Below are 26,877 nucleotides of genomic sequence, written 5' to 3'. Positions count from 1 at the left end.
CGGCAGATTATCGAACAGGCCGGTGCCCTCCCAATGGGCGCCGGCCTTTTTCTTGGGGCTCGTCAGGCGGGCGTGTCGTCCCCGCTGGCACCGAGCTTCTGCTTGCGGAACAGTGTGCGGTCGGCCTCGCCGAACGCCACCTTCCACATCAGCACGCAATAGACAGCCAGCGTGAGCGGCAGGCCAACCACCAGCTCGATCCATTCGAGCCGGCGCGGGAGCAGCGTGAAGCCGAACCCGACAAGCCCGGCTACGACACCGCAGAGCACAAGGCTCGACCGCCAGATCGGCAGGCGCATCCCCAAAAGCCCGCCGAGCAACCGGGATTTGGCGATGGCGCCGCAGCCTAGGGCAATCGCCAGCGCCACCGCCGGCATCGCGGCGACATAACCATCCGCCAACTCATAACGGCGCGCCATGATGAGCAGGCCGACGGTCAGCATCGCCTGCAGACCCACGGTGGCGAGCGAGAGATAGAGGTTACGCAGGCGAGCCAGATAGACCAGCGCCGCCTCGCTCACCACCGCCGGGCTCGCGAGCACTTCCGCCGCCAGCAGGCCGCCAAGTGCAGCCGCGCCGATGACGAAGGTCGGCCCGACCAGCCCCATCACCGCCTCGCCCGGCATCGCCAGCGCCACGGCGACCCCAAGCTGCGCCGCGACGATCCAGAAGCCGACCTGGCTCACCTGGCGCCCAATCGCCTCATGATTGCCGAGCGCGATGTTGCGGGTGATGACCGGACCGAGAATTGGCTCGAAGCTGGTCTTGAGCTTCTGCGGCAGGGAGGCAACCTGCTGCGCGACATAATAGATGCCGACAATCGCGGGAGACGCGAACAGGCCCAGAATGGCGAGATCGAGACGCCGCGTGCCCCATTCGATCGCGTCCGCGCCGGCCAGCGGCAGATTGCGCACGGCCAGATGCCAGATCCGCCCCGGATGCGGCCGCCAGCCACGCGGCAGGCCATAATGGCGCATCAGCGGCCAGAACGCCGCCAGCATCGCGGCCGCCATTGAGGCGACATAGGCCAGGATCAGCCCGTCGCGCGGCGAGTAGAAATAGAGCGCCAGCGCCGCGATGCTGATTGTCCACGGCTCCACAATGGCCCGCGCCCGCACGGTCGCGGCGATGTTGTATTGATAGGCACAGGCTGCCAGCGCCACCTCGGTCGTCGCAATGGCGATGACGATCAGCGGCAGCAGCCGGTCCAGCCCATTGAGGCCGCTATTGGGGAACATCGCCTCAGGAAAGACGATGAGCAGGCCCGCCGCCACAGCGCTGACGAGGATGCAGAGCCACATGGCATCGGCAACGACATGGGCCTGTGGGCGGCTGTCCTTCGCCAATTGCTCGGCCAGACCGCGCTTGAGCCCCATGGTGGCGAGTTGGGCCGCAAATTCGATGACCAGCACGGCATAGGCGAAGCGCCCGAGCGTCGCCGCGCCATAGAGCCGTCCGGCAATGAACAGGAAGGGAATGCGCGCCGCCAGCCGCAGCACAAAGCCCAGCACATTGGCCCTGCCGCCCCGCGCCAGCGCCGAGATGTCATCGCGTTCGGCCTGCTCGGCCTCCCCACGCGCTATGGTCATGCAAGGCGCTCCCCGGCGCGGGCCGTTGCGCCGCGCCAGCCAGCCATAGGCGTTGCGATCGATGTGCGCAAAGTCTCTTGGTCCCTCATTCGGCGCGTAACGGCCGAGCCAGCAGCGCGGCGATCACATCGTCAACGCGCGACGCGCCGGAAAGAAGCGCACAGACGGCTTCGGTCACGGGCATGTCGATGCCCTGTGCGCGCGCCGCTTCGTGCAGCACCGGTGCCGTCGAGGCCCCCTCGGCCACCGTATGGCGATGGGCCAGCAGCGCATCGGGGGATTGCCCCTGCCCCAGCCCATAGCCCAGCGCATAATTGCGGGACCGGGTCGAAGAACAGGTCAGCACCAGATCGCCCAGGCCCGACAGGCCGGCCATCGTCTCCGGCCGCCCGCCCCGGGCCAGACCGAAGCGAGTCATTTCGGCAAAACCGCGCGCAATCAGGGCCGCACGGGCATTCTGCCCCAGTCCCGCGCCCTCGACCACGCCGCAGGCAATGGCGAGGACATTCTTGACCGCGCCGCCGATCTCGGCACCGACCACGTCGTCGGAGACATAGGGCCGGAAGGTCGGTCGCGCGATCACATCGGCCAGCAGCCGCGCCAGCGCTTCTTCCTCAGCAGCGAGCGTGACAGCCGTCGGCAGGCCGGCGGCGACTTCATGCGCGAAGGTCGGGCCGGAGAGCACCGCCACCGGCGAGCCGGGCATCACCTCGCGGGCGACTTCATGCATCAGCAAGTGCGACCCGGCCTCGATTCCTTTCGAGCAGAGAATCAGCGACTGGCCCTGCGGCGCGAACTGGGAGAGGACGGCGCGCATTGATTGGGAGGGCGTCACCACCAGAAACGCCCCGGCGCCGGCGAGATCGCCCGGCGCCTGCGTCGCCCGAATGCGCGGCGAGAGGGGCTGGCCGGGCAGATAGGTCTCATTCTGGCGGCGCGTGTTGATCGCCTCCACCACCGCGCCATTGCGCGCCCAGAGCAGCACGTCGCTGCCCCCTTCCGCCAGCACCTGCGCCAGCGCCGTGCCCCAGGCGCCACCGCCCAGCACGCCGATGGGCCTTGCCGCGTTCATGCCTTCACCCCCGCGCCGCGCACTGTCTCGGCGCCCGGGTCCAGCGGCCAGCGCGGGCGCGCCGCCACGGCGAGATCGTCCACCAGGCCGAGCGCGAACCGCTCCGCCCCCGCCCAGCCGATCATCGCGGCATTGTCCGTGCACAGCCAGAGCGGCGGGGCGACGAATCGCAATTCGCGCTGAGCGGCTAGCCCCTCCAGTGCGCCGCGCACGCCCGCATTGGCGGCCACACCGCCAGCGACGACCAGCGCCGTCGGCCGGCCCGTCATGGCTTCCAGAGCGCGCTTGGTGCGGTCGACCAGACAATCGATGACCGCCTGCTGGAAGCTCGCCGCGATGTCGGCATCCGCCCACTGCGCGCTCTCGACTGCGCGCATCACCGCGCTCTTGAGGCCGGCGAAGGAGAAATGCGGCTCGCCGCTGCCCACCAGCGGACGCGGCAGCGGCACCGCGCGCGGATCGCCTTGCGCCGCCAGCGCCTCCACCTTCGGCCCGCCGGGGATGCCGAGGCCGAGCAGCTTGGCGGTCTTGTCGAATGCCTCGCCCGCGGCATCATCGATGGTCGTGGCAAGCCGGCGATAATCGCCAACGCCGCGCACTTCGAGCAACTGGCAATGCCCGCCCGAGACCAGCAGCAACAGATAGGGGAATTCCAGCGATGGATCGGCCAGACGCGGCGAGAGCGCGTGGCCCTCCAGATGATTGACGGCAATCAGCGGCTTGCCTGCCGCATGGGCCAGCGCCTTGCCGGTGACGAGGCCGACCATCACCCCGCCGATCAGCCCCGGCCCTGCCGTTGCGGCAATGGCATCGACATCGGCGAGGCTGAGCTTGGCATCGGCCAACGCCGCTTCCACCAGCGGAATCAGCGCCTCGACATGCGCGCGCGCCGCGATTTCCGGCACCACACCGCCATAGGGACCGTGCGCCGCTTCCTGCCCCGCGAGACGGTGGGCAAGGATTGTGCGATCGCTGGCGACCAGCGCAGCCGCCGTTTCGTCGCAGCTTGATTCAAGACCAAGGATGATGGGCATGGCACTTTCCTCTAGAGACGTGCGCGCGCAGGGTCTATCGGCATTCGCCATCATGTCCGAGCAGTTTCCCTTGCCTACCGCCCCGCTGCGCCTCGGCACACGCGGCTCCCCCCTTGCCCTGGCCCAGGCAGAAATGACGCTGGCCGCGCTTGCGCTCGCCCACGGCCTGCCCCGTGAGGCGCTGGAGATCGTCGTCGTCACCACCAGCGGCGACCGCATTCAGGACCGCGCGCTGGCCGAACTGGGCGGCAAGGCGCTGTGGACCAAGGAACTGGACCGTGCGCTGCTGGCGGGCGAGATCGACTGCGCCGTGCATTCGATGAAGGATGTGGAAACGATCCGCCCGGAGAGCATCCACATCGCCGCCATGCTGCCGCGCGCTGCGGTGGAGGACCGGCTGATCGGCGCGCCGAGCATCGATGCCTTGCCGCAGGGCGCGCTCATCGGCACCGCCTCGCCCCGCCGCGCCGCCCAGCTGCGGGCGCTCCGGCCAGACCTGCGCACGACGCTGCTGCGCGGCAATGTCGCGCGCCGCCTCGCCAGCGTGGAAGCCGGTGAAATTGACGCGACGCTGCTCGCAGCGGCGGGCCTCAACCGGCTCGGCATGGAAGATGTCGGCGCCACTGTCCCTGCCGAGGTCATGCTGCCCGCCGTCGCGCAGGGTGCGGTCGGCATCGAATGCCGCACCGATGACGAGCGCATGCGCCGCCTGCTCGCCGCGATCAGCGATGCGCCGACGCAAACCTGCGTGCTGGCCGAACGCGCGCTGCTGCTCGCGCTGGGCGGCAGCTGTCACTCGCCCATCGGCGCGCTGGCGCGGCTGGCCGGCGCGGGCGTGCATCTGCGCGGGCAGATCCTGCTGGAGGACGGCAGCGAGCAAGTCTCCGGCGAGATCATGTTGCCCACAGGCGACACCGCAGGCGCCGCGGCGCTGGCCGCGCAATTGCTCGATGGCGCCTCCCCTACCCTGCGGAGCCTGTTCACACCGTGAACCGCCCCTATCTCATCCTACGCCCACAGCCGGGCAATGATGCATCCGCCGCCAAAGCTGCCGCGCTGGGTCTTGAGGTGGTGCAATTGCCGCTCTTCGAGGTGGTTGCGGCCCATCAAGAACCGCTCCCGCAAGGCCCGTTCGACGCCCTGCTCGTCACCAGCGCCAATGGCGCGCGCTACGGCGGTGACGCGCTGGCCCGCTTCGCGGACCGGCCGGTTTATGTGGTGGGCGAGGCCAGCGCGGACGCCGTGCGCGAGGCTGGCCACCCCAATGTCATCATCGGCGGCGGCGATGCGGCGTCCACCGTCCCCATGATCGTCGCGGCCGGCCACCGGCGCATCCTCCATATCTGCGGCGAAGAAACGCGTCCGTTCGATCCGCTCGATCTCAATATCACGCGCTATCTCTGCTACCGCACCGAGGCGCGGGACATGCGGCGCTACACCAAGATGCTGGTCACCATGCCGCCCTCCGTCATCGCCGTGCATTCGCCCGCTGCCGGGCGCCGCCTCAACGCGCTGATGCCGCCTGCCTGCCGCAACCATTTCCTCATCGCGATCAGCCAGGCCGCTGCAGACGCCACCGGATCGGGCTGGCGCCGGGTGAGCGTCGCGCAGGAGCCGAACGATAGCGCCTTGCTGCGCCTCGCAACCTCGCTATGTATAGGCGCCTCTTGAGGGATCGGGCAGAACAGATGGACGGCAACGCACCGGAAAACGGTGTCGGTGAGATGACGGACCGAGCGCAACCGCCGCGCCGGAGCCGATTGCGGCTGATCGTCGCCTGCTCGCTGATCGCCTTCCTGCTCGGCCTCGGTGCGATGGCCTGGATCATGACCAATTGGGATCGGCTGTCCTTCGGTCCCGGCAGCGATCCGGCGGCACTCACAGACGATATGAATGCGGCCCAGAACGGCGCCGAGAGCGGGGCGAATGGGCAGGCGCCGGACGCTGCGCGGTCGCGCGGTCTCTCCGACGTCACCGAACGCCCCGAAGATCGCGTGCTGACGCTGGAGCAGCGCCTCAACCGCATCTCGCTTGCCGCCATTGCGGCCTCTGGCCATGCCAACCGGGCCGAGGCGATGATGATCGCCTTTGCCGCCCGGCGCGCGCTCGATGCCGGCCAGCCGCTCGGCTATATCGAGGGCCAGCTCCGCCTGCTGTTCGGCGATGCGCAGCCCAAGGCCGTCGCCACCATCGTTAACGCCGCAGCGCAGCCGGTGACGCTCACCACGCTGCGCCAGGGGCTGGAGCAGGTCCGCAGCACCGCCCAGCGCGGCGACCCGAATCAGGGCTGGTGGTCGGCGGCGATGCGGGAGTTACGGGGTCTGGCCGTGATCCGCCACGCCGGAGATCCCTCCCCCGAGCTGGACGAGCGCATCACGCGCGCGCGGATGTTCACCGAATCCGGACAGATGGAAGCCGCCATCGATGAAATCGCGGCGCTCCCGGCCCAGCCGGAGGCCGAGCTGTGGCTGGAGCAAGCCCGCCGCTACAAAGAAGCCCGGCGCGCGCTCGATGTCATCGAAGCCGCCGCCATTCTGGAGCCGCGCGCCGCACCCATCGTGGCGCCCGCCCCGTTGCCCACCGAGACTGAAGCAATTCCGCAGCCCTGACCGCGCGGTAGTTCGTTAAGCCAGAAAGATCGTCGCGAGATCGGCGGGCACCCGCGCCAGCCGGCCCGTCTCCTTGTCGATCATCGCCCAGGTCGTCCGCGCATTCACCTTGGACGTGCCATCGACACCGGTGAAGGCGATCAGCCGATCGAACCGGGCGCCGCGCGGCGGCTCCTCGATCCAGGTCCGCGCGAGCACCGTCTCGCCTTCGGTCACATTGCCGCGATAATCGATCTCATGCCGCGTCACGACCCACACATAGTGGGCCTGCGCGTCGGGCGGGGCCAGCGATTCCCAATGGGCGGTGGCAAGCTGTTCCATCCACCGCACCCAGACCGCATTGTTCACATGGCCCATGATGTCGATGTCATCGGGGCCGGCCGTGAAGTGCTGCTCGAATGCCTTACCCATGGCTGCCCGCGCCCTGCCCGGCTTCTTCCATGCCAAGCTGCCAGAGAATGAAGGCAAATTCCTCTGCTGTTTCCCGGAGCGATTCCCAGCGGCCGGACTTGCCGCCATGGCCGGCTTCCATATTGGTCTTGAGTAGCAGCACATTGTCGTCGGTCTTGAGCTCGCGCAGTTTCGCGACCCATTTTGCCGGCTCCCAATAGGTCACGCGCGGATCGTTGAGGCCCGCCGTCACCAGCATCGGCGGATAAGCCTGCGCCTTCACATTGTCGTAGGGCGAATAACTGGCGATCAGGTCGTAGGCGGCGGCATCCTCGATGGGGTTGCCCCATTCCGGCCACTCGCCCGGCGTCAGCGGCAGCGTCTCATCCAGCATTGTGTTGAGCACATCGACGAACGGCACGTGCGCGACCACAGCGCCCCACACATCGGGATCGGAATTGACGATGGCGCCCATGAGTTCGCCGCCAGCCGAGCCGCCCGACGTGGCGATCTTGCCCGCCGAGGTGTAGCCAAGGGCGATCAGCCCCTTCGCCACATCGACGAAATCGTTGAACGTGTTGGTCCGCTTCTCCAGCTTGCCGTCCTTGTACCATTGCTGGCCAAGGTCATCGCCGCCACGAATATGCGCGATGGCGAAGGCGAAGCCGCGGTCGACGAGGCTGAGCCGCGTGGTGCCGAAGCCCGGCTCGATGGCGATGCCATAGGCGCCATAGCCATAAAGGTAGAGCGGCCGCGAGCCATCGAGCGGATGATCGCGCCGGTGCAGCACGGAGACGGGGATCGGCGTGCCGTCCCGCGCGGTGATCGTAAGGCGCTGCGTGGCATACAGCGCCGGATCGAAGCCGGACGGAATCTCCCGCACCTTGAGGGTTTCGCGATGTCCGTCGGCCAGGCGATAGTCGAAGATCGTCTCGGGCGTGACCATCGATTCATAGCTCAGCCGCAGCGTATCGACGTCATATTCGGGATTGTCATCCAGGCCGGCGACATAGCTTGCCTCGGGAAAATCGAGGCGCTTGGGCGTGTTGGTGGCGTAATCGCGGATCTCGACCTGATCGAGGCCGTTCTCGCGCCCTTCGGTCACGTAGAAGCGCTTGAACAGGCTGAAATCGGTCAGGTAAAATGCGTCGGAGGCCGGCAGCACCTCTTCCCACTGGTCCGGCGTCTCGATGCGCGCGCGGGCCAGGCGGAAATTGGGGTGGGTGTCGTTGGCGCGGATGTAGAGCCAGCCCTCATGCTCATCCACATCATATTCGCGCTCGGGCACGCGGGCGGAAACGAGGATCGGCGCGGCAGTCGGGTCGCCGGCCGGCACCAGCCGCACCTCGCTCGTCACATGATCGCCGGTGGCGATAACGATCCAGTTTTCCGCGCAGGTGAGGCCAACCGAGACGCGGAATCCCTCGTCCGCCTCGTGATACAGCATGACGTCCTGCGCCACATCGGTGCCCAGGCGGTGCAGCATCGCGCGATCCGTGCGCCACTGAGCATTGGCCGGGGCATAGACGAGCGCGCGATCATCGCGGGTCCAGACCAGCGCCGAGAGCACGTCCGGAATGACGTCCGGCAGCATCTCGCCGGTTTCCAGATTGCGGATGCGCACCGTGTAGCGCTCCGACCCGTTGTCATCGATCGCATAGGCGAGCAGCCGGTCGTCATTGGAAATCGCCACGCCGCCGAGCCGGAAATAATCCTTCCCCTCCGCCAGCGCGGGCTCATCGACGATCAACTCGTCTGCGGATCCATCCTCCGCCGCGCCGACCTTGCGGCGCCAGTGGCGGCGATATTGCTCGCCCGCCTCGAAGGTGCTCCAATAGACATAAGCCCCATCCTTCTGCGGAACGGAGCCGTCCTCCTCCTTGATGCGGCCCTTCATCTCCGCGAACAGCGCATCGACCTGGCTCTTGCGCGCCGCCATATGCCCCTGGAAGTAAGTGTTCTCGGCCGTCAGATAGTCGAGCACGTCGCGATCCGTCACCTCGGGATAGCCGGGATCGCGCAGCCAGGCCCAAGGGTCGTCCAGCGTGCGATTGTGGTGGACGGAGCGGTGGGGGCGTTGCGCCGCGCGGGGCGGCTGGAGCGTATCGGTCATCCCCGCCAGATAGGCGCTCGCACCGCCGCGCTCAATGCCGTCAATAGAGCGCCGCCAGTGCGAGGCATGTCGTCAGCCCGACCACGACGTTCATCGGCAGGCCGATGCGCAGAAAATCCGCAAAGCGATAATTGCCGGCCGCATAGACCATAGTGTTGGTCTGATAGCTGATCGGCGTCGCGAAACTCGCCGAAGCCGCGAACATCACCGCGATCAGCAAGGGGCGCGGATCAGTGCCGAGGGTCGTCGCCAGACCGATGGCAATCGGCGTCATGATCACCGCCACCGCATTGTTGCTGACGGCTTCGGTCAGCGCACTCGACGCAAAATAGACGATGAACAGCAGCACCAGGGGACTGGCGCCCTCCAGCAACGGTCGCATGGCGTTAACCAGCAGGGTAATGCTCCCCGCCTGATCGAGCGCCGTGCCGACGCACAGCATGCCGTAGATCAGCACCAGCACATCGCCATTGATCGAGCCCCAGGCTTCATCGCCATCGATGCAGCGCGCGGCGAGGACGATGCCGACGGCGATCAGCCCGGCGACCATGATCGGGACGAGACCCAAGGCGGAAAAGACGATGGTGCCCGCCAGCGCGGCGACCGCGATGGGCGCCTTGGTCGGGCGGAAGGCCACGCCCTCGGTCTCTTCCACCCCGATGAGGTTCTGGTTCTCGCGCAGCGCATTGATGGCCGCCTCTGACCCGGTGACCAGCACCGTATCGGCAGCGCGCACGCGGCTATCGGCCAGGGTCGGCCCGGCGTCATGGCGATGCCGGGTAATCCCCAGCAGCCGCACCGGCAGCACGTTGAGAAACGGGATTTCGACCATCCGGTTACCGATGCTCGGGTGACCGGGTGAAATGATCGCCTCCACCACCAGCGGCGCGTCGGCTTTGGTGTTGCCGACCGTCGCGATGCCAAGCTCGATGTCCTTGTTGGTGCGCAGGGTCATCAGATCGGCCAGCTTGGCGCGCACCACGAGGCGGTCGCCCGCCATGAAGGGCTCGTCCATGGCCTCGATCAGCTGGCTGCCTCGCTGGATGCTCACCAGTCGAACCCGCTTGAGGAGACCGCTCTCGGAGAGGTTTTTGCCGATCAAGCCGCTATCCCGCACGATCCTGATCTCGCTCAGGAACACCCGGTCCGCGTCGCTGTGATAAGGGGCGCCGTCACCATCCGGGAGCAAAAAGCGCCCCAGCACCGCAAGGGCGATCGTGCCGGCGGCGGCAACGATGATGCCCACCGGGGTGATCTCGAAAACGCTGAATGGCGCGACGCCCAGATCGCGCGCGACGCCATCGACCAGAAGATTGGTCGACGTGCCCACCAGCGTCAGAGTTCCGGCCAGCATGGAGATGTAGGACAAAGGAATGAGCAGCTTCTTGGCGGAAACGTTGATCGCCGAGGCCAGCCGCAACACGATGGGGATCATGATGACCACGACCGGCGTGTTGTTCATGAACGCAGCCGCCGCCAGCAAACCAACGACCAGCTCGATCATCGCGCGGATCGGATGCGCCTTGGCGCGGGCGACGATCCAGTTGCCGATCACATCCAGAATGCCGGTGCGGGTCAACGCGGCCGAGAGCACGAACATGGAGGCAATGGTGATCGGCGCGGGGTTGGCAAAGGCGCGCAGCAGCGATGCGCTGTCCAGCAAGCCCGTGACCAGAAAGGCGCAGACGCCCAGCACGGCAATCACCGTCGCCGGATAGCGCTCCCGCACGAACGCCACAAAAAGTCCCACAAGGATGACAAGGCCGACAAGGGCCCGGTTGGCATCGATGATCGCGGAGAGCCACTCAAACATCACCCTCCCCTAACGCCCCTGTCGGACCGCGTCGAGCAGCCCCGTCGGCTATGGCAATGTCAGACCTATCGAGACGAGCGGAGCCCCGCCGTCACATCTGCGTCTCATACTCCGCCGTGACATCCTGCTTGGTGCCGGTGAGCCGCACGACACGCCGTTCGCACAGCACCGGCACGGCCGTCAGCCGCATCCAGCGCAAGGCGCCATCCGGCCGGCGCAGCCGCGCATCCATGGTGAAACCGCGACGATGGCGAATCGCATAGGCCCGCAGCGACTCCATCGCCGCCCGCGAGTCCGCCAGATAGATCGATGTCGCCAGCGACCGTGTCAGCTTCTCTTCCACGGGGATGCCGAACAGATCGTAGACGGCTCTGGACCATGTCAGGCTTTCGTCGGTCAGCCGGCAGCTCCACAGGCCAATGCCCTGATTGTCCAGCGCGCTCTCCTCCCGATTCACCATGGGCATGATCGGCAGGCGCCAGCTTGCCTCGTAAACCGGCCAGCTATGCGTGAGAAAAGGCGTTTGCCCGGTGGTCATAGGGTGATCTTTGCTCTGGTCCTGATCGCATGAGCGTTCCCGGTCTTGTTTGCCAGCAGTGGCGGCAAATGCTGGCAAGCCGTCTGGAAACGCTTATGCTGTCCGGCAGAGATTAACGAGCGCCCCTTAAAAATGAACGAATGCGGGCGCAAACAGGAACGCTTGTCCATGTCTACGCATGAAGATCGCCTGCGCGCGCTGCGCGCTCAGTTGTCCCGCCAGTCGCTCGACGGATTCGTCGTGCCGCTCACCGATGAGCATCTGTCCGAATATGTCGGCGGCTATGCGCAGCGGCTCGCCTGGCTCACCGGTTTTCTGGGCTCGGCGGGCAGCGCGGTGGTCCTGCCGGAGGAAGCCGCGATCTTCACGGATGGGCGCTATACCTTGCAGGTGCGCGATCAGGTGGATGGCGCGCACTGGCAGTTCGAGAGCGTGCCGCAAACGAGCGTCGCCACCTGGCTCGGGGTCCATGCCCCGGCTGGCGGACGGATTGGCTATGATCCTTGGCTTCACACCCGCCGCTGGGTCGAGGAGGCGACGCGTGCGCTTGCCAGCAAGGGCGCCACGCTCGTGCCGGTCGACCATAATCCCGTCGATGCCGTGTGGGATGATCGGCCCGATCCCAGCAAGGCCCGCCTCGTGCCGCATGAAGACCGCTATGCCGGGCAGAGCAGCGCCGCCAAGCGCGCCGATATGGCGGACTGGATGAAAGCGCAGGACGTGGACGCCACCGTCCTCACCGCGCTCGATTCGATCGCCTGGACCTTCAACATTCGCGGCGCGGACGTGACCCACACGCCGGTCGCGCTGGCTTATGCCCTGCTCCATGCAGACGGCAAGGCGCAGCTCTTCGTCGACCCCGCCAAGATCGATGCCGATGTGCGCGCGCATCTCGGCAATTCGGTCGACATTCTGGACCGCGCCGCTTTCACCGATGCGCTGGCAGGGCTTGCCGGCAAGGCCGTCGCTGTCGACCCCGACCGCGCCGTCTCCGCAATCTTCGAGGCGCTGGACAAGGCCGGCGCGCTGATCAAGCCGCTGCGCGATCCCGCTGTTCTGCCCAAGGCCGTGAAGAACCAGACCGAGATTGCCGGCCACAAGTCCGCGCAGGCGCGGGACGCCGCGGCCATGGCCAAGTTCCTCCACTGGCTGTCCATCGAAGGCCCCAGGGGCGGCCAGACCGAAATCAGCGTGTCGGACCGGTTGCAGGCGTTCCGTGAAGAAACCGGCGCACTCGTGGACCTGAGCTTCGACACGATTTCCGGCTCTGGCCCCAATGGCGCCATCGTCCATTACAAGGCGAGCGAGGCGACGAACCGGCCGGTTGAAGGGGGCACCCTACTGCTGGTCGATTCGGGCGGGCAATATCGCGACGGGACGACCGATATCACCCGCACCATGGCCATCGGCACGCCCACGCAGGAGATGCGGCACCGCTTCACGCTGGTGCTCAAGGGCCATATTGCGCTCGCCTGCGCGCGGTTTCCGGCTGGCACGCGCGGCAGCCAGCTCGACGTGCTCGCCCGGCAATTCCTGTGGGCCGAGGGGCTGGATTATGCCCATGGCACCGGCCACGGCGTCGGCAGCTTCCTCTCGGTGCATGAAGGCCCGCAGCGCATTGCGACGTTCGGCGGCGGGGACGAACCGCTGCAACCCGGCATGATCCTCTCCAACGAGCCGGGCTATTACAAGACCGGCGAATATGGCATCCGCATCGAGAACCTGGTGCTGGTGGTGGAGAGCGGCACCGGCGAAAACGACCGGCCCTTCTATGCCTTCGAGACGCTGAGCCATACGCCGATCGACCGCGCCCTCATCGCCGTCGACGGGCTGACCCCGGCTGAACGGGCCTGGGTGGACGCCTATCACGCACGCACACGGGAGATCATCGGGCCGCAGCTGGATGGCGAGGAGCTGGCATGGCTGCAGGCTGCCTGCGCGCCACTGACTGCTGACTGACAGGGGAGTCAGGCCGCCTGCAGGCGATAGGGGATGGTCGTCGTGACCTTGAGGCCGCGCGGCAACCATTCCCGCACGAAGGTGCCGCGCAACTGGCGCTCGATGCTCAGCCGGATGAGATCGGACCCGAAGCCCTGATGATCGCCGGGCGGCGCGCTGTCGCCCTTGCTCTCCTGCCACTCCAGCCGGAGCTGTTCCGAAGATCCTGAGATCATCAGGTCCACAAACCCATTCCGGCGAGGAGAGCGAACCATATTTGACGGCGTTGGTCGCCAGTTCGTGGAACACCAGCGCGATCGGGGTCATGTAGGTTTCGGCGAGCAGCACATCGTCGCCGCGAATGCGGATGCGCTCAATGCCCTCCAGATTATAGGCCGCGAACAATTCGCCGAGCAGCCCCTGTAACGTCAGCGTCTGCGCGCCCTCGCGCGGCTGCACATAATCATAGGCCCGCCCCAGCGCGGCAATCTGGTCGCTCATCTTCGAGCTGAAGCCCTTGAGTTCGGGAACGCCGCGACTGGAGAGGTAGAGCAGCGAGCCGATGACCGTGAAGATGTTCTTGATGCGATGGACCAGCTCGCGCGAGAGAAGCTCCTTCTGCTCGCGCATGATCCGCTGATCGTGAATATCCGTGCAGGTGCCGAACCAGCGCACGATGTTGCCGGCATCATCCCTGATCGGCAATGCGCGCCCGAGCGTCCAGCGATATTCGCCATCGAACCGGCGCAGGCGATATTCGATTTCATAGGGATCGCCGGTGGCTAGCGAATGGCTCCACACCTCCCAAGCCTTGGCCTGATCGTCCGGATGGAACTGGCCGTTCCAGCCGGTCCCGTCGGTCCGGCCGAGCTGCGCACCGGTAAATTCGTACCAACGCGCATTGTAATAATCATGATATCCATCGGCCCGCGTGGACCAGACCATCTGGGGCATGGCGTCGGCCAGCACCCGGAAGCGCTCCTCGCTCGCCGCCAGATCAGCTTCGGCGGCATTCTCCCAAGCCCGATGCGCCAGCATGACCCGTCGGGCCTCCAGCCGCCGCATCGTGGCTTCCGCCAAGACGGTGAGGCCCTGACGTTGAATGTCGGTCAGCCTAGCGCGCGGTTCGGGCGAAATGACACACAACGACCCCAGCGCCTCGCCACTCTTGGATACAAGCGGCGCCCCGGCATAAAAGCGAATATGCGGTTCGCCGGTGACGAGCGGATTATCCTGAAAACGAGCGTCCTGCGTCGCGTCGCCTACGTCCATGACATCATGGCCCAGCATTGCGTGCGCGCAGAAAGACATGCTCCTGGGCGTCTCGGTGGCGTCGATCCCGGTCTTCGCCACGAACCTCTGGCGATGCTCTTCAACCAAGCTGACCAGCGCGATGGGGCAATCGCAAAGCTGGCCGGCAAACTCGACGATCCGGGTCAGTTCCTCGTCACCGAACAGCCCGTCGATCTCATAGGCCTCAAGCGTGATGCGCTCTTCGGGCGAAACAGCGCCGAGGTTGCTCTCAGCGCTCGCCATGGGCGCTCACAATCCGGCCTCGGCAGACACAAGGCTGCGCGCTTGAAAAGGGCCAATATGTGAGGAGCAAGATCGTCATGGGGAGACACCCATGTAGGAGCGCAAAGGCGGAAGTCCATGCGGACTTTTGCGTATCTGCGAGATTTCGTCGCAGGAAGTGTCTCTCAATCAGTCGTTTCGCGATCTCTGCGGCGGATTCATCCCAACCGGCGGTCGATCCACACCACCACGGCTCCGACAAGCATGAAGCCCAAAGCGATGAGGCCCACGGTCACGCCAACCTGCGCCCAGCCGTGGCGGGAGACATCGAGGAAGGGATAGGGATAGCGCCCATCGAACTGCGCCCGCCCGATGGCATAGGCCAGATAAGCCAATGGCAGCAGCGCCCAGCGCAGCGTATCGGCATAGACTAGCCGTCCCTTGGGCACGAACACGAGCCAGTAGAGCGCCACCGCAGGCGGGGCGATGTAATGGAGCAGGAGGTTCGAGGTCTCGGCGGGGCCGCTGAGGCTTTCCGTCGCGCGCAGCAGCACTGCATAGACGATGCCGATCAGTCCCATGGCCAGCATCACGCCTGCCAGCCGGCGGGGATGACTCGGTGCCTTCGCCCCCAGCGCCACGCCGAACAGCACCACGCAGCTGAGCAGATTGCCGATCACCGTGAAGAAGCGCAGCATCGTCCACGCGGCGGCCTGGGGTGAGCCCGTCGTCTCCAGAGAGACGGCAAAGCGGATCGAGAGTCCGGCGAAGGCGATGAGGCCGACAAGCAGCGCCGCGATGCGCGCGGACATGGACAGCGTCTTGGTGGGTGAGCGCATCTCTCGGCCTAGCTCTGGCAAGTGGGGCAGTAAAAGGTGGAGCGGCCTGAATCGACCCGGCGCTTCACCGTGCCGCCGCAGGGGCAGGCCAGTCCTTCCCGCCCATAGACGCGCCAGTCCTTGGCGAAATAGCCGAGTTCGCCATCCGGCCGCGCATAATCGCGCAGCGTGGAGCCGCCGGCGGCAATGGCGGCCACCAGCACCGCGCGAATGGCCTCGACCAGCCGCGCGAGCCGCGCCCGCGAGATCCGCCCGGCCGCGCGCGTCGGCGATATGCGGGCGATGTTCAGCGCCTCGCACACGTAGATATTGCCCAGCCCGGCGATGATCCGCTGGTCCAGCAGCATCGCCTTGATCGGTGCCGCCCGCCCCTCCAGCGCCTGCGCCAGATAGTCGGCCGTCAGCGCATCGCCCAGCGGCTCGGGGCCAAGGGCCGCGAAAGGCGGATAAGCGTCCAGCGCATCGGTTGGTGTGAGGTGCACGAACCCGAACCGACGCGGGTCATTGAGGGCAAGGCGGTGGCTGGCCGTCTCCAGCAGCAGATGATCGTGCTTGCCCACCTCGCTCGGGTCGATCCGCCAGCGCCCGGACATGCCGAGGTGGAAGATCATGGTGTCGCCGCGATCGGTATCGATCAGGCCATATTTGGCGCGCCGGCCCAGCCCGGTGATTCGCGCCCCGGTGAGCCGCTGGCGCAGATCGACCGGGAAGGGAAAGCGCAGGTCCGCCCGGCGCGGCTCGACCAGCGTGAGTTGCGCCCCGTCGAGCACCTGACGCAGGCCGGCAACGGTGGTTTCGACTTCGGGAAGCTCAGGCATTCCTGCAGGCATAGGCCGACGCGCGGCCTGCGCCAACAGGCATCAGAGCCAAAGTTGCCAGGGCAGCAGCAGCGGCGCGCAGAAGAGCAGCGCCAGCGCCAGCATCAGCCGCGCCTTGCCGGGCACCGCCAGTTCATCGGGCACCAGCCCATCGGGCCGCGCCCACAGGAACGGGCAGGCGAGGACAGCCAGCGCGCCCAGCCCCAGAGCCACTAGCCGAGCCCCCAGAAAAGCGCCGTCCAGCCACAGCCCCATCGCGCCAAAGGCAAAGCCGAGGGTCAGGACCCACATCAGCAGGCGCATGGTCGGGGCTCTTTGCTCATGCCCTCAAAAAACGGATCGACGCGCCGTCTCTTTAGCGAGGAACGTGCGCGAAAACCGCTGGCTCTTCGGCGGCTTTCTCCGTAGCGAAATGCCATGGCTCTTCCCGATGACATCACCCTCGCCAGTGCCCTTGCCGACGCAGCGGGCGCCGCGATCCGCCCGTTTTTCCGCGCGCCTTACGATATCGAGGCCAAGGCCGACGCCTCGCCGGTAACCGAAGCCGATCGCGCGGCGGAATTGGCGATGCGCGGCCTTCTGGATGCGCAGCGTCCGGCGGATGGCATCATCGGCGAGGAATTCGGCACGGTCCGCGAAGGGGCATCACGCCAATGGGTGCTCGACCCCATCGATGGCACGCGCAGCTTCATCGCGGGCCGCCCGATCTTCGGGACGCTGATCGCCTTGATGCAGGACGGCTGGCCGATCCTCGGCATCATCGATCAGCCAATCAGTGGAGAACGTTGGGTCGGCGCCATGGGCCAGCCGACATTGTTCAACGGCAAGCCTGCGCGCACCCGGCGATGCCGGGCTCTGGAAGGGGCGCAATTGGCGACGACCAGCCCGCATTTGTTCAGCGCACATGATGGCGAACATTATCTGGCGCTCGCCGCAGCCGTTGCTGGCGACCGACTGGGTCAGGGCCCGATCTATGGCGGCGACTGCTATAATTACGGCCTGCTGGCGAGCGGCCATGTCGACATCGTCTGCGAAACCGGCCTCAAACTCCACGACTTCGCAGCGCTCGTCCCGGTGGTTGAGGGTGCCGGCGGGCACATGTGCGACTGGTCAGGCGAGCCGCTCCATGAAGCGAGCGCCGGCGACGTCATCGCCATGGGCGATCCCGCCCGCCTCGAAGACGTCATCGGCGCCCTGTCCCATCATCACGACTGACGGGCCAGGGCCGCGTTTTTAGTCGACGACCGTCCCGACCACGGCGCCGGCCGCACCGCCAACAGCGGCACCCTTGCCGACGTCATTGCCGGTCACGGCAGCCGTACCGGCGCCCGCCGCCGCGCCGATGCCGGCGCCCTTCAGGGTCGAACAACCCGAAACAGCCAACGCACTGGCCGTGATGAGGCCGATCAGAACGAGTTTCATGATGCATTCCTTCCAGCAAATTCCTGCTGAACAAATGCGCAAAGCCTCCGCGTCGTTCCCGACCGCTGCGGCGCCCGGGCCTAGGCCTTGAGAACCGCCTGCCACTGATCCGGCTTGAAACCGACCAGCAGGGCGCTTGCTCCCGTTACCACCGGGCGCTTGATCATCGAGGGATGCTCGACCATCAGCGCGATGGCCTTGGCCTCATCGATCCCGGCCCTGGCATCATCCGGCAGTTTGCGGAACGTCGTACCGGCGCGGTTGAGCAGCACGTCCCACCCTGCCTGTTCTGACCAGTCGGCCAGCTCTGCCGGCGTCGGCGGGGCCTTCTTATAATCGCGAAAATCATGCGCGATGCCCTGATCGTCGAGCCACTTGCGGGCCTTCTTCACCGTGTCGCAATTGGGGATGCCGTGCAGGGTCAGGGACAATGCTCTCTCCTTGGAATACAGACTGGAAGGTCGAAAGCGATCAGGCCGGCGCGCCGACTTCGGCATCCTCGAATTTGTCGGCCAGCGTCAGGCGGTCGAGGATGGCGGCGGTCTCGTCCCGGACCTTGAGCATGATGCGCCGCAACTCGCACTCATCTTCCGGCAAACAGTTCTTGCAGGGCTGATGTGCATAGCGGCTGGCACAGGGCACGAGCGCCAGCGCGCCATCGGTGAGCCGGAAGATGTCGCCATAGCGGATGTCGATCGGCGGCAATGCCAGCCAATAGCCGCCTTCCCGCCCCCGCCGCGTCGCCACGAGGCCCGCACGGCTGAGTTCGGACAGGATCACGGTCAGAAATTTGGCCGGGATATTCTGCGCGACCGCAATATCGGTGAGCTGGATTGGCCCCTCACCATAATGCCGCGCGAGGTGCTGGAGAGCGCGGATGGAATATCGCGTGCGTTGCGAAAGCATACCAACCTATTTGGCAGAGAATGCCGTCCGCGCAAGGGGCAAGCCCGTGCAATCGCTCGATAGCGGTTCTTTTTCAATCTCGGGAACGGGCCGTGACGCGCGCCACGGCCCTTCCGATTGTTAAGCGGCCTGCTTGCGCCGCTCGGCCAGCTCGTCGTTGAGCATTTCGGCCAGCAGGAAAGCCAGCTCCAGGCTCTGCGCCGCGTTGAGGCGCGGGTCGCAATGCGTGTGGTAGCGATCCGCCAGGCTCTGCTCGGTGATGTCGATCGCGCCGCCAGTGCATTCGGTGACGTTCTGGCCCGTCATCTCGGCATGGATGCCGCCGCCGAAGCTGCCCTCGGCACGATGCACGGCGAAGAAGCCGCGCACCTCGGCGAGGATGCGCTCGAACGGGCGCGTCTTGTAGCCATTGGCCGCCTTGATGACATTGCCGTGCATCGGGTCGCACGACCACACCACCGGATGCCCTTCGCGCATCACCGCCCGCACGAGCGGGGGCAGCGCGCCCTCGATCTTGTCATGGCCATAGCGCGTGATGAGCGTGATCCGCCCGGCCTCGCGGCGCGGGTTCAGCGCATCAAGCAGGCGCAGCAGCACATCGGGCTGCAGGCTCGGCCCGACCTTCATGCCGATGGGATTGCCGATGCCGCGCAGATACTCGACATGGGCAGAGCCCTCGAAGCGGGTCCGGTCGCCGATCCACAGCATGTGCGCGCTGGTGTCGTACCACTGGCCGGTGAGCGAATCCTGACGGGTCAGGGCCTGCTCATAAGGCAGCAGCAGCGCCTCGTGGCTGGTGTAGAAGCTGGTGCCGCCAAGCTGGGGCACCGTGTCCGGCGAGAGACCGCAGGCCTTCATGAAGTCCAGCGCCTCACCGATGCGATCGGCCATCTCGCTGAACTTCTGGGCCCAGGGGCTGCGGCCCATGAAATCCAGCATCCAGCCATGCACCTTGTCGAGGCTGGCATAGCCACCGGTCGAGAAAGCGCGCAGCAGGTTGAGCGTGGCGGCCGACTGATTGTAGGAGCGGATCATGCGCGCCGGATCGGGCTCGCGGCCGTCCGCCGTGAACGCGATGTCGTTCACATTATCCCCGCGATAGCTCGGCAGCTCGACCCCATCGATCGTCTCGGTCCCGGCCGAACGCGGCTTGGCGAACTGGCCGGCCATGCGACCGACCTTCACCACCGGCAGCTTGCTGGCGAAGGTGAGCACCACCGCCATCTGCAGCAGCACGCGGAACGTGTCGCGAATGTTATTCGGGTGGAACTCGGCGAAGGATTCGGCGCAGTCCCCGCCCTGCAGCAGGAACGCCTCGCCATTGGCGACCTTGGCCAGATCGGCCGTCAGGTTGCGGGCCTCGCCTGCAAATACGAGCGGCGGAAAGGTCCCAAGCTGCGCCTCGGCTGCCGCGAGTGCCGCAGCATCGCGATAGATCGGCATTTGCAACCCTTCATGATCCCGCCAGCTCGCGGGCGACCATTTCGCCGTCATGATATTCCAGACTCCAAGCGTATTCGCGCCACAACATGGGGTGTGGCGGACAAGGGGCAAGCCCCTACCCGTTTGAGGTCAGCGAGGCAAGGCGGGATGGGAACAGGATGCTCAGCGCGGCGCTGACGTGAAACGCGCGGCGAGCAGGGTGAGCGTCAAAGCCAGGCCCGCCGCAATCCACAGCGCCGAAAAGCCGAGGCTCGCATAAGCCAGCGCGCCGGTAATCGCGCCCGTCATCAGCCCGCTCCACAGGCCAAGGTCGACGCGCCAGTGGCTCGCATCCTTGCCGGTGAGGCGATTGGCGAGCGCCTGGCCGAGCCGGACAAGCGCACCGGTCATGTAAGTGAGGCCGACCTTCACCTCGCCATTGTCGGCCAGCGCGGCATTTTCCGCGCCCATCGCCATGACCATCGCCGCGAGCGCAAGGGTCGGCGAGACGGGGGCAGAAAGTGCCGCCACCAGTAGCAGGGCCGTGACGAGCGCAAGGACGGCGGAACGGCGCCGCGCCTTTGCATGGTGACCGACGAGGCCGCCGATCACGACACCCGTCACAAAGCCGGCAATCAAGCTCGCAGCTGTCAAAGCGGCATGGGAGCCCTCGCTGATCCCCACCGCCAGTCGCGTGGAGTTGCCGCTCATGAACGACACGAAAAAACCCCCAGCGGTCAGGAAGCCAAGGGCATCCACGAAACCGGCCAGAGCAGAGAGCGCAATGGCGAGGCTCAGCAGGCGGGCATCGGACCTCAGCATCGCCCTCGCCTAATAATCGCGATGAAGGTCGGCAACATACTCCAGCGGTTCGCCGGCCAGATAATGGCGGATGTTGCGCACAAAACGCTCCGCGCCGCGCTGGAAGGCGCTATTCTGGCTGCGCCCCGAGAGGTGCATGGTGATGAGAATGTTCGGCGCGCGCCAGAGCGGGTCCTCGGGCGGCAATGGTTCGGGCGTCGCGACGTCCAGAAACGCGCCGCCCAGATGCCCGGACTCCAGCGCGGCAATGAGCGCTGGCTGATCGATGAGATCGCCCCGCGCAATATTGATCAACCGCGCACCGGGCTTCATGGCGGCCAGTTCCTCGGCGCCGATCATCTCCCGGGTTTCGCTGGTATTGGGGGCGGCGACGATGACGAAATCAAACTCGGCGAGCCGCAGTCGCCAGTCGCCCGGGCCGATGACGGAGTCGGCGTGATCCGCTGATCGCCGCACCCCGGTAACTGCCACGCCAAAACTGCGCAGCCGGGTGCCGATCTCCCGGCCGATTGCGCCATAGCCGATCACCAGCGCCCGCGCGCCGCGCAGTTCGAATGTGCCCGGGGAGCGCGTCAGCCAGGTCTGCCGATCATGCGCGCGCACCACCTCGTCCAGCCGCTTGGCGAGCACGAGCGCGCCCATCACGGCATAATCCGCAATCACATCCGGCATCAGGCCGGCGCCATTGGTGAAGATCTGGCCGCGCGCGCGCATCTCATCGATCGGAAATGCATCGAAGCCCACGATAACCGTGTTGAGCCATTTGGCCTTTACCGCGACACGTGGAGCCCTGCCGTAGACGCCGCCGGCGAACTCGTCGAACCAGCCAATCTCGGCTTCTGGCGCCAGGGCCATGGCCTCCTCAGGCGTCGAGAAGCCGCGCAGCGTCACGCGCCCGGCCAGCTCTGCGCCAAGGCTGTCCTCCAGCGCCTCGCGGTATATTTCCGGCACGACAATCAGCGGCTTATCACTCATGTTCGAGCCTCCATTCCCAACCGAGCGGATCGCCATCCATCACCTCGACACCGGCGGCGAGCAACTGGTCGCGCAGCGCGTCCGAGGCCGCGAAGTCCTTTTCGGCCCGCGCAGCCTTGCGCTGGTCCATCAGCGCCCCGATCGCCTCCTCGTCAATGGCGGCAGTCTTCGGGCGCAGGCGCAGCGCTTCCCGCTCCAGCGTGAACAGCCCGAGGCCGAGCACGGCTTCCATCGCCTCGATCAGCGCGCGCTTCTCCTCGGCCGGCACTTTCTTCATCGCCAGCGCCTCGTCCAGCACGGTCAGCGCGACCGGCGTGTTGAGATCATCGCTGATCGCTGCATCGAAGCGCTCCAGCAAGGGCGTGAGCTTGGGATGCGTCACCGCACCAGCCGCAGCCACATCACGCAGAGGTGCCGCGCTCATCAGCATGCGCTTGAGCCGGGTCAGCGCCGCGCCGAGATTGTCCCAGCTGAACTCCAACTCCGAGCGGTAATGCGCCTGCAGGCACATCATGCGGTAAGCGAGCGGATGATAGCCCCGGTCGATGAGCAATTGCAGCCGCAGGAACTCGCCTGACGATTTGCTCATCTTGCCGGTGCGATCGATCAGGAAATTATTGTGCATCCACAGCCGTGCGCCGGAATGGGCCGCGCAATCGAGATGGCCATGATCGGCATCATAGCCCTGGATCGCCTGATTCTGGGCGATTTCATTGGGGTGATGGATCTCGCGATGATCGATGCCACCGGTATGGATATCGAACGGAAGCCCCAGCAGCGCGCGGCTCATGACTGAGCATTCCAGATGCCAGCCCGGCGCGCCCTTGCCCCAGGGCGAGTCCCATTCCATCTGGCGCGTCTCACCGGGCGGCGTCCTGCGCCAGATCGCGAAATCGGCGGCGTGGCGCTTGCCCTCGACCGGATCGATGCGGCTCTCGCCCTCGTCCGTCGCGGCGCGGGCAAGGCGGCCATAATCGGCGACCGTGCTGGTATCGAAATAGAGGCCGGTCGGCAGCTCATAGCAATGCTGCACGGCAATGCTTTTGGCGAACTCGATCATCTGCGGCACGAAATCGGTGGCGATCGACCAGTGCGCCGGCTGGCGGATGTTGAGCGCCTCCACGTCCGCCCAATAGGCTTGCGTGTAATGCTTGGCGATGTCCCAGATGGACTGCGCCTGCTGCGCGGCCATCTTCTCCATCTTGTCCTCGCCCGCATCGCCATCGTCGGTCAGGTGGCCGACATCGGTAATGTTGATGACATGCGTGAGTTTGAAGCCCTTGAAGCTCAGCGTCCGCCCGAGCGTATCGGCGAACACATAAGCGCGCATGTTGCCGATGTGCGGGTAATTATAGACCGTCGGCCCACAGCTATAGACCCGCGCCTCACCGGGGTGGACGGGATCGAACGGCTCGAGTTGGCGCGTGAGACTGTTGAAGAGCTTGAGAGACGGGGCTTGGATCATGGCGCGCCCATGTGAGCGCAGCCAGCGCGCGGGTCAACAGGGCACGAACGGCCGCGCGCAGACCGGAGCGACAACAGAAATGGTCGAGGGCGGCACAATCACCGCCCCTGACCGAAAATCTCAGCCCTTGGGTGCGAGCACCATGAGCATCTGCCGGCCTTCCAGGCGCGGATAGGATTCGACCTTGGCGATCTCGGCCGTATTCTCGGCGACGCGCTGGAGCAGTTGCATGCCGAGCTGCTGGTGCGCCATTTCACGGCCGCGGAAGCGCAGCGTGACCTTCACCTTGTCGCCCTCGCCGATGAAATCGACGACCTTCTTCATCTTCGTATCATAATCATGATCGTCGATGTTAGGACGCATCTTGATCTCCTTGATCTCCTGCGTCTTCTGGGTCTTGCGGGCGATATTCGCCTTTTTCTGGGCCTCGTACTTATACTTGCCGATGTCCAGGAACTTGCAGACCGGCGGGTCTGCATTGGGAGAGACCTCTACCAGGTCCAGACCAACGTCCGCTGCCTGCTCGATCGCCTCGCGCGTGAACATGACGCCCAGATTCTCGCCCTCTTCATCAATGACGCGCACCTTGGGCACACTGATGAACTCATTGTAGCGGGGGCCGTTCGCGGGCTGTGGCGCCATCGGGCGGCGCATCATAGGGGGACGTATAGCAGTTTCTCCTGTTGCCAATTCACATATGCGAGATGCGCACCTTACCGGTTTTCCATGAGAACGGAAAGAGGCCGTAGCGCGACACGAGGCGGACTGCGGCGCGAAGGCCACAGTTGCGTGCACCGTGCATTTAGGATCGCAAGCCGCTCACGGCAAGGGCCATCATCAGCGAGGCCGTATGATGAGCGAGCCGGGCGTTGCGGCATCCCTCAGCCCGGATGGCGGAAATGGATGAGCGGGTAGGGCCGCCCTGCCGGATCGGTCTCCGAGCGCCCCGTGCGCACGAAACCGCGCGCTTCGTAAAAGGCGATGGCCTGAGGCGCCTGTTCGCTGGCATCCACCTTCGCACCGGGCACCAGCGCCAGAGCATGCGCGACAAGAGCGCTGCCATAGCCCTGACCATGGACGGCCGGATCGACGAACAGCGAATCGATCTCGTCCTCACCCATGCCGAGAAAGGCCTGGACGGTGCCGGCGGCGTCCGTCGCGACCCAAAGGTCGACCGAAGGAAGATGCTCGTGCTCGACCATGCGGTCGATCTCAACCCGGTCCTCTCGCGTGAGAAAGCCATGCGTCGCATCGACCGCCGCCCGCCAGATCGCCAGCGCGCGCGGCAGATCGGCCGGAGTCGCCTTGCGGATGTGGATGCTCATCGGCTTCTCATCATCTAGCTCCTCCTCTTCAGGGGAGGGGCTAGGGTTAGGCCAAATCCGGCGGCGTGGCTTCCGCCACCAGTTGCGCGATGACCTCATCCACGCTCAGCACCTTCTGATGCTCGTCACTACCGAGGCGGCGCAGGGCGACGGTGCCCTCTTCCGCCTCGCGACGGCCGACGACCAGCAGGTTGGGCACGCGCCCGAGGCTGTGCTCGCGCACCTTGTAGTTGATCTTCTCGTTGCGCAGATCGGTCTCGGCGCGGATGCCTGCGGCGCGCAGCTTCTCGACCACCTCGGTCGCATAGCCGTCCGCATCCGAGACGATGGTCGCGACCACTGCCTGCACCGGCGCCAGCCACAGCGGGAATTTGCCGGCATAATGCTCGATGAGGATGCCGATGAAGCGCTCATAGCTGCCGAAGATCGCGCGGTGGAGCATCACCGGGCGGTGGCGGGCGCCATCCTCGCCAACATAGCTCGCGTCCAGCCGCTCGGGCAGGACCCGGTCGGACTGGATGGTGCCGACCTGCCAGGTGCGGCCGATGGCGTCGGTCAGGTGCCATTCCAGCTTGGGCGCATAGAAAGCGCCTTCGCCGGGCAGCTCCTCCCAGCCATACTCGTCCGTCGCAAGGCCAGCGGCGATGACGGCGTTGCGCAGTTCCGTCTCCGCCAGATCCCACATCTCGTCCGAGCCGAAGCGCTTCTCCGGGCGCAGCGCGAGTTTGATCGAATAGGTAAAGCCGAAGTCCTTGTAGATGCGGTCGGCCAGCGCGCAGAAGGCGCGGACTTCATCGACGATCTGGTCCTCGCGGCAGAAGATGTGCGCATCGTCCTGCGTGAACTGGCGCACGCGCATCAGGCCGTGCAGCGCGCCATGCGGCTCGTTGCGGTGGCAGCAGCCATTCTCGTAGATGCGCAACGGCAGATCGCGATAGCTCTTGATGCCCTGGCGGAAGATGAGGACATGCGCCGGGCAGTTCATCGGCTTGAGCGCCATCCACTGCGCATCGTCCGACACCAGCGGGCCTTCATCCTCGACGTTCGGCACCTCGTCGGGGATGACGAACATATTCTCGCGATATTTGCCCCAGTGGCCGGACTGCTCCCACTGGCGCGCGTCCATCACCTGCGGGGTCTTCACTTCATTGTAGCCCGCATCATCGATGGCGCGGCGCATATAGGCCTCGAGCTGGCGCCAGATGACGAAGCCCTGCGGATGCCAGAACACGCTGCCATGCGCTTCCTGCTGGAGGTGGAACAGGTCCATCTCCTGCCCGATCTTGCGATGGTCGCGCTTGGCGGCTTCCTCCAGCCGGAGCAGATGCGCGTCGAGCTGCTTCTTGTTGAGCCAGCCGGTGCCGTAGATGCGCGAGAGCATCGCGTTCTTCTGGTCGCCGCGCCAATAAGCGCCGGAGACGCGCGTGAGCTTGAAGGCCTGCGGATCGACCTTGCCGGTGGAAGCGAGATGCGGCCCGCGACACATGTCCAGCCAGTCACTGCCGGACCAGTAGACGGTCAGATCCTCGTCGCCGGGCAGTTCGGCCGCCCACTCGGCTTTGAAGCGCTCGCCCTGCCCCGTCCAGCGCTCGACCAGCTGCTCGCGGGTCCAGACCTCTCGGCGCAGTGGCTTGTCGGCAGCGATGATCTCGCGCATCTTCGCCTCGATGGCGGGCAGGTCTTCCTCGGTGAACGGCCCGCGATCCGCCGGCGCCGCGACGTCATAATAGAAGCCATCGTCCGTGGACGGGCCGAAGGTGATCTGCGTGCCCGGGAACAGCGCCTGTACCGCCTCGGCGAGGATATGCGCATAATCGTGGCGGACCAGCTCCAACGCGTCCGCCTCGTCCCTGGCCGTCACCAGCGCCAGCTGCGCATCTGCCTCCAGCGGGCGGGTGATGTCGACCAGCTCGCCATCCACCCGCGCGGCCAGCGCCGCCTTGGCGAGGCCGGGGCCGATCGCGGCGGCGATGTCCGCCGGCGTGGTGCCGCGCGCAACCTCGCGCTGCGAGCCATCGGGGAGCGTGATTGTCACCTGTTGCGTCATCGGTCTGGTTCCTGCTGTGCGGCTTGCCGCTTAGGCAAGTGCGATAGACTTGGGAAGAGGCGGAACGGACCGGATGCGCATGACCGCCCCGATCCGCTGCTGGGATGGGGCCTTCGGTCCTGCGCGCTTCAATCGATGAGGCGCGTGCCGACGACCCCGGTGCTAGTCCGGGTGAGGGGCGTAGTCGCGACTGTGAAGCGCAGACGAGGCATCGCGGCTTTCATA

At 66.1% G+C, this 26,877-nt stretch carries 25 protein-coding genes and 1 pseudogene; 5 read left to right on the top strand and 21 right to left on the bottom strand.

The window, feature by feature from the left end; all coding sequences use genetic code 11:
• Positions 1-62: 62 nt before the first annotated feature.
• The 3 genes from M2331_RS01535 to tsaD all read right to left on the bottom strand — a co-directional run bounded on the left by M2331_RS01535 (position 63) and on the right by tsaD (position 3,695).
• Positions 63-1,589, bottom strand: coding sequence for a lipopolysaccharide biosynthesis protein (locus M2331_RS01535; protein WP_181558657.1), 1,527 nt, complete (start codon positions 1,587-1,589; stop codon positions 63-65).
• A gap of 85 nt (positions 1,590-1,674) precedes the next feature.
• Positions 1,675-2,661 carry an NAD(P)H-dependent glycerol-3-phosphate dehydrogenase gene (locus tag M2331_RS01530; RefSeq protein WP_181558656.1) on the bottom strand — a complete coding sequence of 329 codons (987 nt, stop codon included), beginning with the start codon at positions 2,659-2,661 and terminating at the stop codon, positions 1,675-1,677.
• A complete protein-coding gene (tsaD, locus tag M2331_RS01525) occupies positions 2,658-3,695 on the bottom strand; it encodes a tRNA (adenosine(37)-N6)-threonylcarbamoyltransferase complex transferase subunit TsaD (protein ID WP_181558655.1) in 1,038 nt (345 codons plus the stop codon). The genes M2331_RS01530 and tsaD overlap by 4 nt, the downstream gene beginning before the upstream one ends.
• Positions 3,696-3,747: 52 nt before the next feature.
• On the opposite strand from tsaD, the gene hemC reads away from it, so the two are divergent.
• Genes hemC through M2331_RS01510 form a run of 3 tightly spaced genes read left to right on the top strand, consistent with a single transcriptional unit; the run spans position 3,748 to position 6,304 of the window.
• Positions 3,748-4,686 carry a hydroxymethylbilane synthase gene (gene hemC / locus M2331_RS01520; RefSeq protein WP_181561297.1) on the top strand — a complete coding sequence of 313 codons (939 nt, stop codon included), beginning with the start codon at positions 3,748-3,750 and terminating at the stop codon, positions 4,684-4,686.
• Positions 4,683-5,366 (top strand): uroporphyrinogen-III synthase, encoded by a 684-nt coding sequence (locus tag M2331_RS01515; RefSeq protein WP_181558654.1) that lies wholly within the window; start codon positions 4,683-4,685, stop codon positions 5,364-5,366. Before hemC ends, M2331_RS01515 begins: the two co-directional genes overlap by 4 nt.
• Before the next feature lie 17 nt (positions 5,367-5,383).
• On the top strand, positions 5,384-6,304 hold the full coding sequence (locus M2331_RS01510) for a hypothetical protein (RefSeq protein WP_181558653.1): 921 nt from the start codon (positions 5,384-5,386) through the stop codon (positions 6,302-6,304).
• 15 nt (positions 6,305-6,319) lie between these two features.
• Here M2331_RS01510 and M2331_RS01505 read toward each other — a convergent pair whose 3' ends face one another.
• The 4 genes from M2331_RS01505 to M2331_RS01490 all read right to left on the bottom strand — a co-directional run bounded on the left by M2331_RS01505 (position 6,320) and on the right by M2331_RS01490 (position 11,158).
• Positions 6,320-6,715 (bottom strand): acyl-CoA thioesterase, encoded by a 396-nt coding sequence (locus tag M2331_RS01505; RefSeq protein WP_181558652.1) that lies wholly within the window; start codon positions 6,713-6,715, stop codon positions 6,320-6,322.
• Positions 6,708-8,807: a S9 family peptidase gene (locus tag M2331_RS01500; RefSeq protein ID WP_181558651.1), complete on the bottom strand. Its 2,100-nt coding sequence runs from the start codon at positions 8,805-8,807 to the stop codon at positions 6,708-6,710. Before M2331_RS01500 ends, M2331_RS01505 begins: the two co-directional genes overlap by 8 nt.
• A gap of 40 nt (positions 8,808-8,847) precedes the next feature.
• Positions 8,848-10,620, bottom strand: a complete 1,773-nt coding sequence (locus M2331_RS01495; protein ID WP_181558650.1) for an SLC13 family permease — start codon at positions 10,618-10,620, stop codon at positions 8,848-8,850.
• A gap of 91 nt (positions 10,621-10,711) precedes the next feature.
• Positions 10,712-11,158 (bottom strand): PAS domain-containing protein, encoded by a 447-nt coding sequence (locus M2331_RS01490; RefSeq protein ID WP_181558649.1) that lies wholly within the window; start codon positions 11,156-11,158, stop codon positions 10,712-10,714.
• Between the two features lie 168 nt (positions 11,159-11,326).
• Between M2331_RS01490 and M2331_RS01485 the strand changes: the two genes are divergently transcribed.
• On the top strand, positions 11,327-13,117 hold the full coding sequence (locus M2331_RS01485) for an aminopeptidase P family protein (RefSeq protein WP_181558648.1): 1,791 nt from the start codon (positions 11,327-11,329) through the stop codon (positions 13,115-13,117).
• A gap of 8 nt (positions 13,118-13,125) precedes the next feature.
• Here M2331_RS01485 and M2331_RS01475 read toward each other — a convergent pair.
• From M2331_RS01475 to M2331_RS01460, 4 genes and pseudogenes are all read right to left on the bottom strand, one after another.
• Positions 13,126-14,632, bottom strand: a pseudogene (locus tag M2331_RS01475) (PAS domain-containing protein).
• A 197-nt stretch (positions 14,633-14,829) separates the two neighbouring features.
• Positions 14,830-15,423, bottom strand: coding sequence for a Pr6Pr family membrane protein (locus M2331_RS01470; protein WP_181558647.1), 594 nt, complete (start codon positions 15,421-15,423; stop codon positions 14,830-14,832).
• A gap of 35 nt (positions 15,424-15,458) precedes the next feature.
• Positions 15,459-16,268: a bifunctional DNA-formamidopyrimidine glycosylase/DNA-(apurinic or apyrimidinic site) lyase gene (gene mutM, locus M2331_RS01465; RefSeq protein ID WP_181558646.1), complete on the bottom strand. Its 810-nt coding sequence runs from the start codon at positions 16,266-16,268 to the stop codon at positions 15,459-15,461.
• Between the two features lie 42 nt (positions 16,269-16,310).
• On the bottom strand, positions 16,311-16,571 hold the full coding sequence (locus tag M2331_RS01460; protein WP_181558645.1) for a hypothetical protein: 261 nt from the start codon (positions 16,569-16,571) through the stop codon (positions 16,311-16,313).
• Positions 16,572-16,685: 114 nt separating this feature from the next.
• On the opposite strand from M2331_RS01460, the gene M2331_RS01455 reads away from it, so the two are divergent.
• A complete protein-coding gene (locus M2331_RS01455) occupies positions 16,686-17,483 on the top strand; it encodes an inositol monophosphatase family protein (protein ID WP_181558644.1) in 798 nt (265 codons plus the stop codon).
• Positions 17,484-17,501: 18 nt separating this feature from the next.
• Here the strand turns inward: M2331_RS01455 and M2331_RS01450 are convergent, their stop codons facing one another.
• From M2331_RS01450 to thrS, 10 genes are all read right to left on the bottom strand, one after another.
• Complete coding sequence (locus M2331_RS01450; protein WP_181558643.1) at positions 17,502-17,690, bottom strand: YMGG-like glycine zipper-containing protein; 189 nt, start codon at positions 17,688-17,690, stop codon at positions 17,502-17,504.
• A gap of 80 nt (positions 17,691-17,770) precedes the next feature.
• A complete protein-coding gene (locus tag M2331_RS01445; protein WP_181558642.1) occupies positions 17,771-18,121 on the bottom strand; it encodes an arsenate reductase in 351 nt (116 codons plus the stop codon).
• Positions 18,122-18,161: 40 nt separating this feature from the next.
• Positions 18,162-18,596: an RrF2 family transcriptional regulator gene (locus M2331_RS01440; protein ID WP_181558641.1), complete on the bottom strand. Its 435-nt coding sequence runs from the start codon at positions 18,594-18,596 to the stop codon at positions 18,162-18,164.
• A gap of 120 nt (positions 18,597-18,716) precedes the next feature.
• Positions 18,717-20,090 carry a class II 3-deoxy-7-phosphoheptulonate synthase gene (locus M2331_RS01435; RefSeq protein ID WP_181558640.1) on the bottom strand — a complete coding sequence of 458 codons (1,374 nt, stop codon included), beginning with the start codon at positions 20,088-20,090 and terminating at the stop codon, positions 18,717-18,719.
• A gap of 111 nt (positions 20,091-20,201) precedes the next feature.
• A complete protein-coding gene (locus tag M2331_RS01430; protein ID WP_181558639.1) occupies positions 20,202-20,840 on the bottom strand; it encodes a YoaK family protein in 639 nt (212 codons plus the stop codon).
• A 9-nt stretch (positions 20,841-20,849) separates the two neighbouring features.
• Entirely contained in the window at positions 20,850-21,815 is a 966-nt protein-coding gene (locus M2331_RS01425) for a D-2-hydroxyacid dehydrogenase (RefSeq protein ID WP_181558638.1), read from the bottom strand.
• Complete coding sequence (cysS, locus tag M2331_RS01420; RefSeq protein ID WP_181558637.1) at positions 21,808-23,280, bottom strand: cysteine--tRNA ligase; 1,473 nt, start codon at positions 23,278-23,280, stop codon at positions 21,808-21,810. Before cysS ends, M2331_RS01425 begins: the two co-directional genes overlap by 8 nt.
• A 120-nt stretch (positions 23,281-23,400) precedes the next feature.
• The gene (gene infC / locus M2331_RS01415) at positions 23,401-23,937 is read right to left on the bottom strand and encodes a translation initiation factor IF-3 (RefSeq protein ID WP_181558636.1); all 537 of its coding nucleotides are present in this window, start codon (positions 23,935-23,937) and stop codon (positions 23,401-23,403) included.
• A gap of 224 nt (positions 23,938-24,161) precedes the next feature.
• On the bottom strand, positions 24,162-24,605 hold the full coding sequence (locus tag M2331_RS01410; RefSeq protein ID WP_181558635.1) for an acetyltransferase: 444 nt from the start codon (positions 24,603-24,605) through the stop codon (positions 24,162-24,164).
• 46 nt (positions 24,606-24,651) lie between these two features.
• Positions 24,652-26,652: a threonine--tRNA ligase gene (gene thrS / locus M2331_RS01405; RefSeq protein ID WP_181558634.1), complete on the bottom strand. Its 2,001-nt coding sequence runs from the start codon at positions 26,650-26,652 to the stop codon at positions 24,652-24,654.
• Positions 26,653-26,877 lie beyond the last annotated feature (225 nt).

The sequence above is a fragment of the Sphingobium sp. B10D7B genome (assembly GCF_025961955.1).
Classification (GTDB): domain Bacteria; phylum Pseudomonadota; class Alphaproteobacteria; order Sphingomonadales; family Sphingomonadaceae; genus Sphingobium.
This window is presented reverse-complemented; position numbering and strand designations above follow the sequence as displayed.

What these genes read in the sequence shown, in the direction of transcription:
- M2331_RS01470 (WP_181558647.1), bottom strand. Translation starts at nt 15,423, where the DNA reads ATGTCCGCGCGCATCGCGGCGCTGCTTGTCGGCCTCATCGCCTTCGCC.
- M2331_RS01490 (WP_181558649.1), bottom strand. Translation starts at nt 11,158, where the DNA reads ATGACCACCGGGCAAACGCCTTTTCTCACGCATAGCTGGCCGGTTTAC.
- M2331_RS01435 (WP_181558640.1), bottom strand. Translation starts at nt 20,090, where the DNA reads ATGACGGCGAAATGGTCGCCCGCGAGCTGGCGGGATCATGAAGGGTTG.
- M2331_RS01505 (WP_181558652.1), bottom strand. Translation starts at nt 6,715, where the DNA reads ATGGGTAAGGCATTCGAGCAGCACTTCACGGCCGGCCCCGATGACATC.
- M2331_RS01460 (WP_181558645.1), bottom strand. Translation starts at nt 16,571, where the DNA reads ATGCGCCTGCTGATGTGGGTCCTGACCCTCGGCTTTGCCTTTGGCGCG.
- infC (WP_181558636.1), bottom strand. Translation starts at nt 23,937, where the DNA reads ATGATGCGCCGCCCGATGGCGCCACAGCCCGCGAACGGCCCCCGCTAC.
- M2331_RS01500 (WP_181558651.1), bottom strand. Translation starts at nt 8,807, where the DNA reads ATGACCGATACGCTCCAGCCGCCCCGCGCGGCGCAACGCCCCCACCGC.
- mutM (WP_181558646.1), bottom strand. Translation starts at nt 16,268, where the DNA reads ATGCCTGAGCTTCCCGAAGTCGAAACCACCGTTGCCGGCCTGCGTCAG.
- M2331_RS01510 (WP_181558653.1), top strand. Translation starts at nt 5,384, where the DNA reads ATGGACGGCAACGCACCGGAAAACGGTGTCGGTGAGATGACGGACCGA.
- thrS (WP_181558634.1), bottom strand. Translation starts at nt 26,652, where the DNA reads ATGACGCAACAGGTGACAATCACGCTCCCCGATGGCTCGCAGCGCGAG.
- cysS (WP_181558637.1), bottom strand. Translation starts at nt 23,280, where the DNA reads ATGATCCAAGCCCCGTCTCTCAAGCTCTTCAACAGTCTCACGCGCCAA.
- M2331_RS01455 (WP_181558644.1), top strand. Translation starts at nt 16,686, where the DNA reads ATGGCTCTTCCCGATGACATCACCCTCGCCAGTGCCCTTGCCGACGCA.
- M2331_RS01440 (WP_181558641.1), bottom strand. Translation starts at nt 18,596, where the DNA reads ATGCTTTCGCAACGCACGCGATATTCCATCCGCGCTCTCCAGCACCTC.
- M2331_RS01430 (WP_181558639.1), bottom strand. Translation starts at nt 20,840, where the DNA reads ATGCTGAGGTCCGATGCCCGCCTGCTGAGCCTCGCCATTGCGCTCTCT.
- M2331_RS01425 (WP_181558638.1), bottom strand. Translation starts at nt 21,815, where the DNA reads ATGAGTGATAAGCCGCTGATTGTCGTGCCGGAAATATACCGCGAGGCG.
- hemC (WP_181561297.1), top strand. Translation starts at nt 3,748, where the DNA reads ATGTCCGAGCAGTTTCCCTTGCCTACCGCCCCGCTGCGCCTCGGCACA.
- M2331_RS01485 (WP_181558648.1), top strand. Translation starts at nt 11,327, where the DNA reads ATGTCTACGCATGAAGATCGCCTGCGCGCGCTGCGCGCTCAGTTGTCC.
- M2331_RS01495 (WP_181558650.1), bottom strand. Translation starts at nt 10,620, where the DNA reads ATGTTTGAGTGGCTCTCCGCGATCATCGATGCCAACCGGGCCCTTGTC.
- M2331_RS01450 (WP_181558643.1), bottom strand. Translation starts at nt 17,690, where the DNA reads ATGAAACTCGTTCTGATCGGCCTCATCACGGCCAGTGCGTTGGCTGTT.
- tsaD (WP_181558655.1), bottom strand. Translation starts at nt 3,695, where the DNA reads ATGCCCATCATCCTTGGTCTTGAATCAAGCTGCGACGAAACGGCGGCT.
- M2331_RS01410 (WP_181558635.1), bottom strand. Translation starts at nt 24,605, where the DNA reads ATGAGCATCCACATCCGCAAGGCGACTCCGGCCGATCTGCCGCGCGCG.
- M2331_RS01535 (WP_181558657.1), bottom strand. Translation starts at nt 1,589, where the DNA reads ATGACCATAGCGCGTGGGGAGGCCGAGCAGGCCGAACGCGATGACATC.
- M2331_RS01530 (WP_181558656.1), bottom strand. Translation starts at nt 2,661, where the DNA reads ATGAACGCGGCAAGGCCCATCGGCGTGCTGGGCGGTGGCGCCTGGGGC.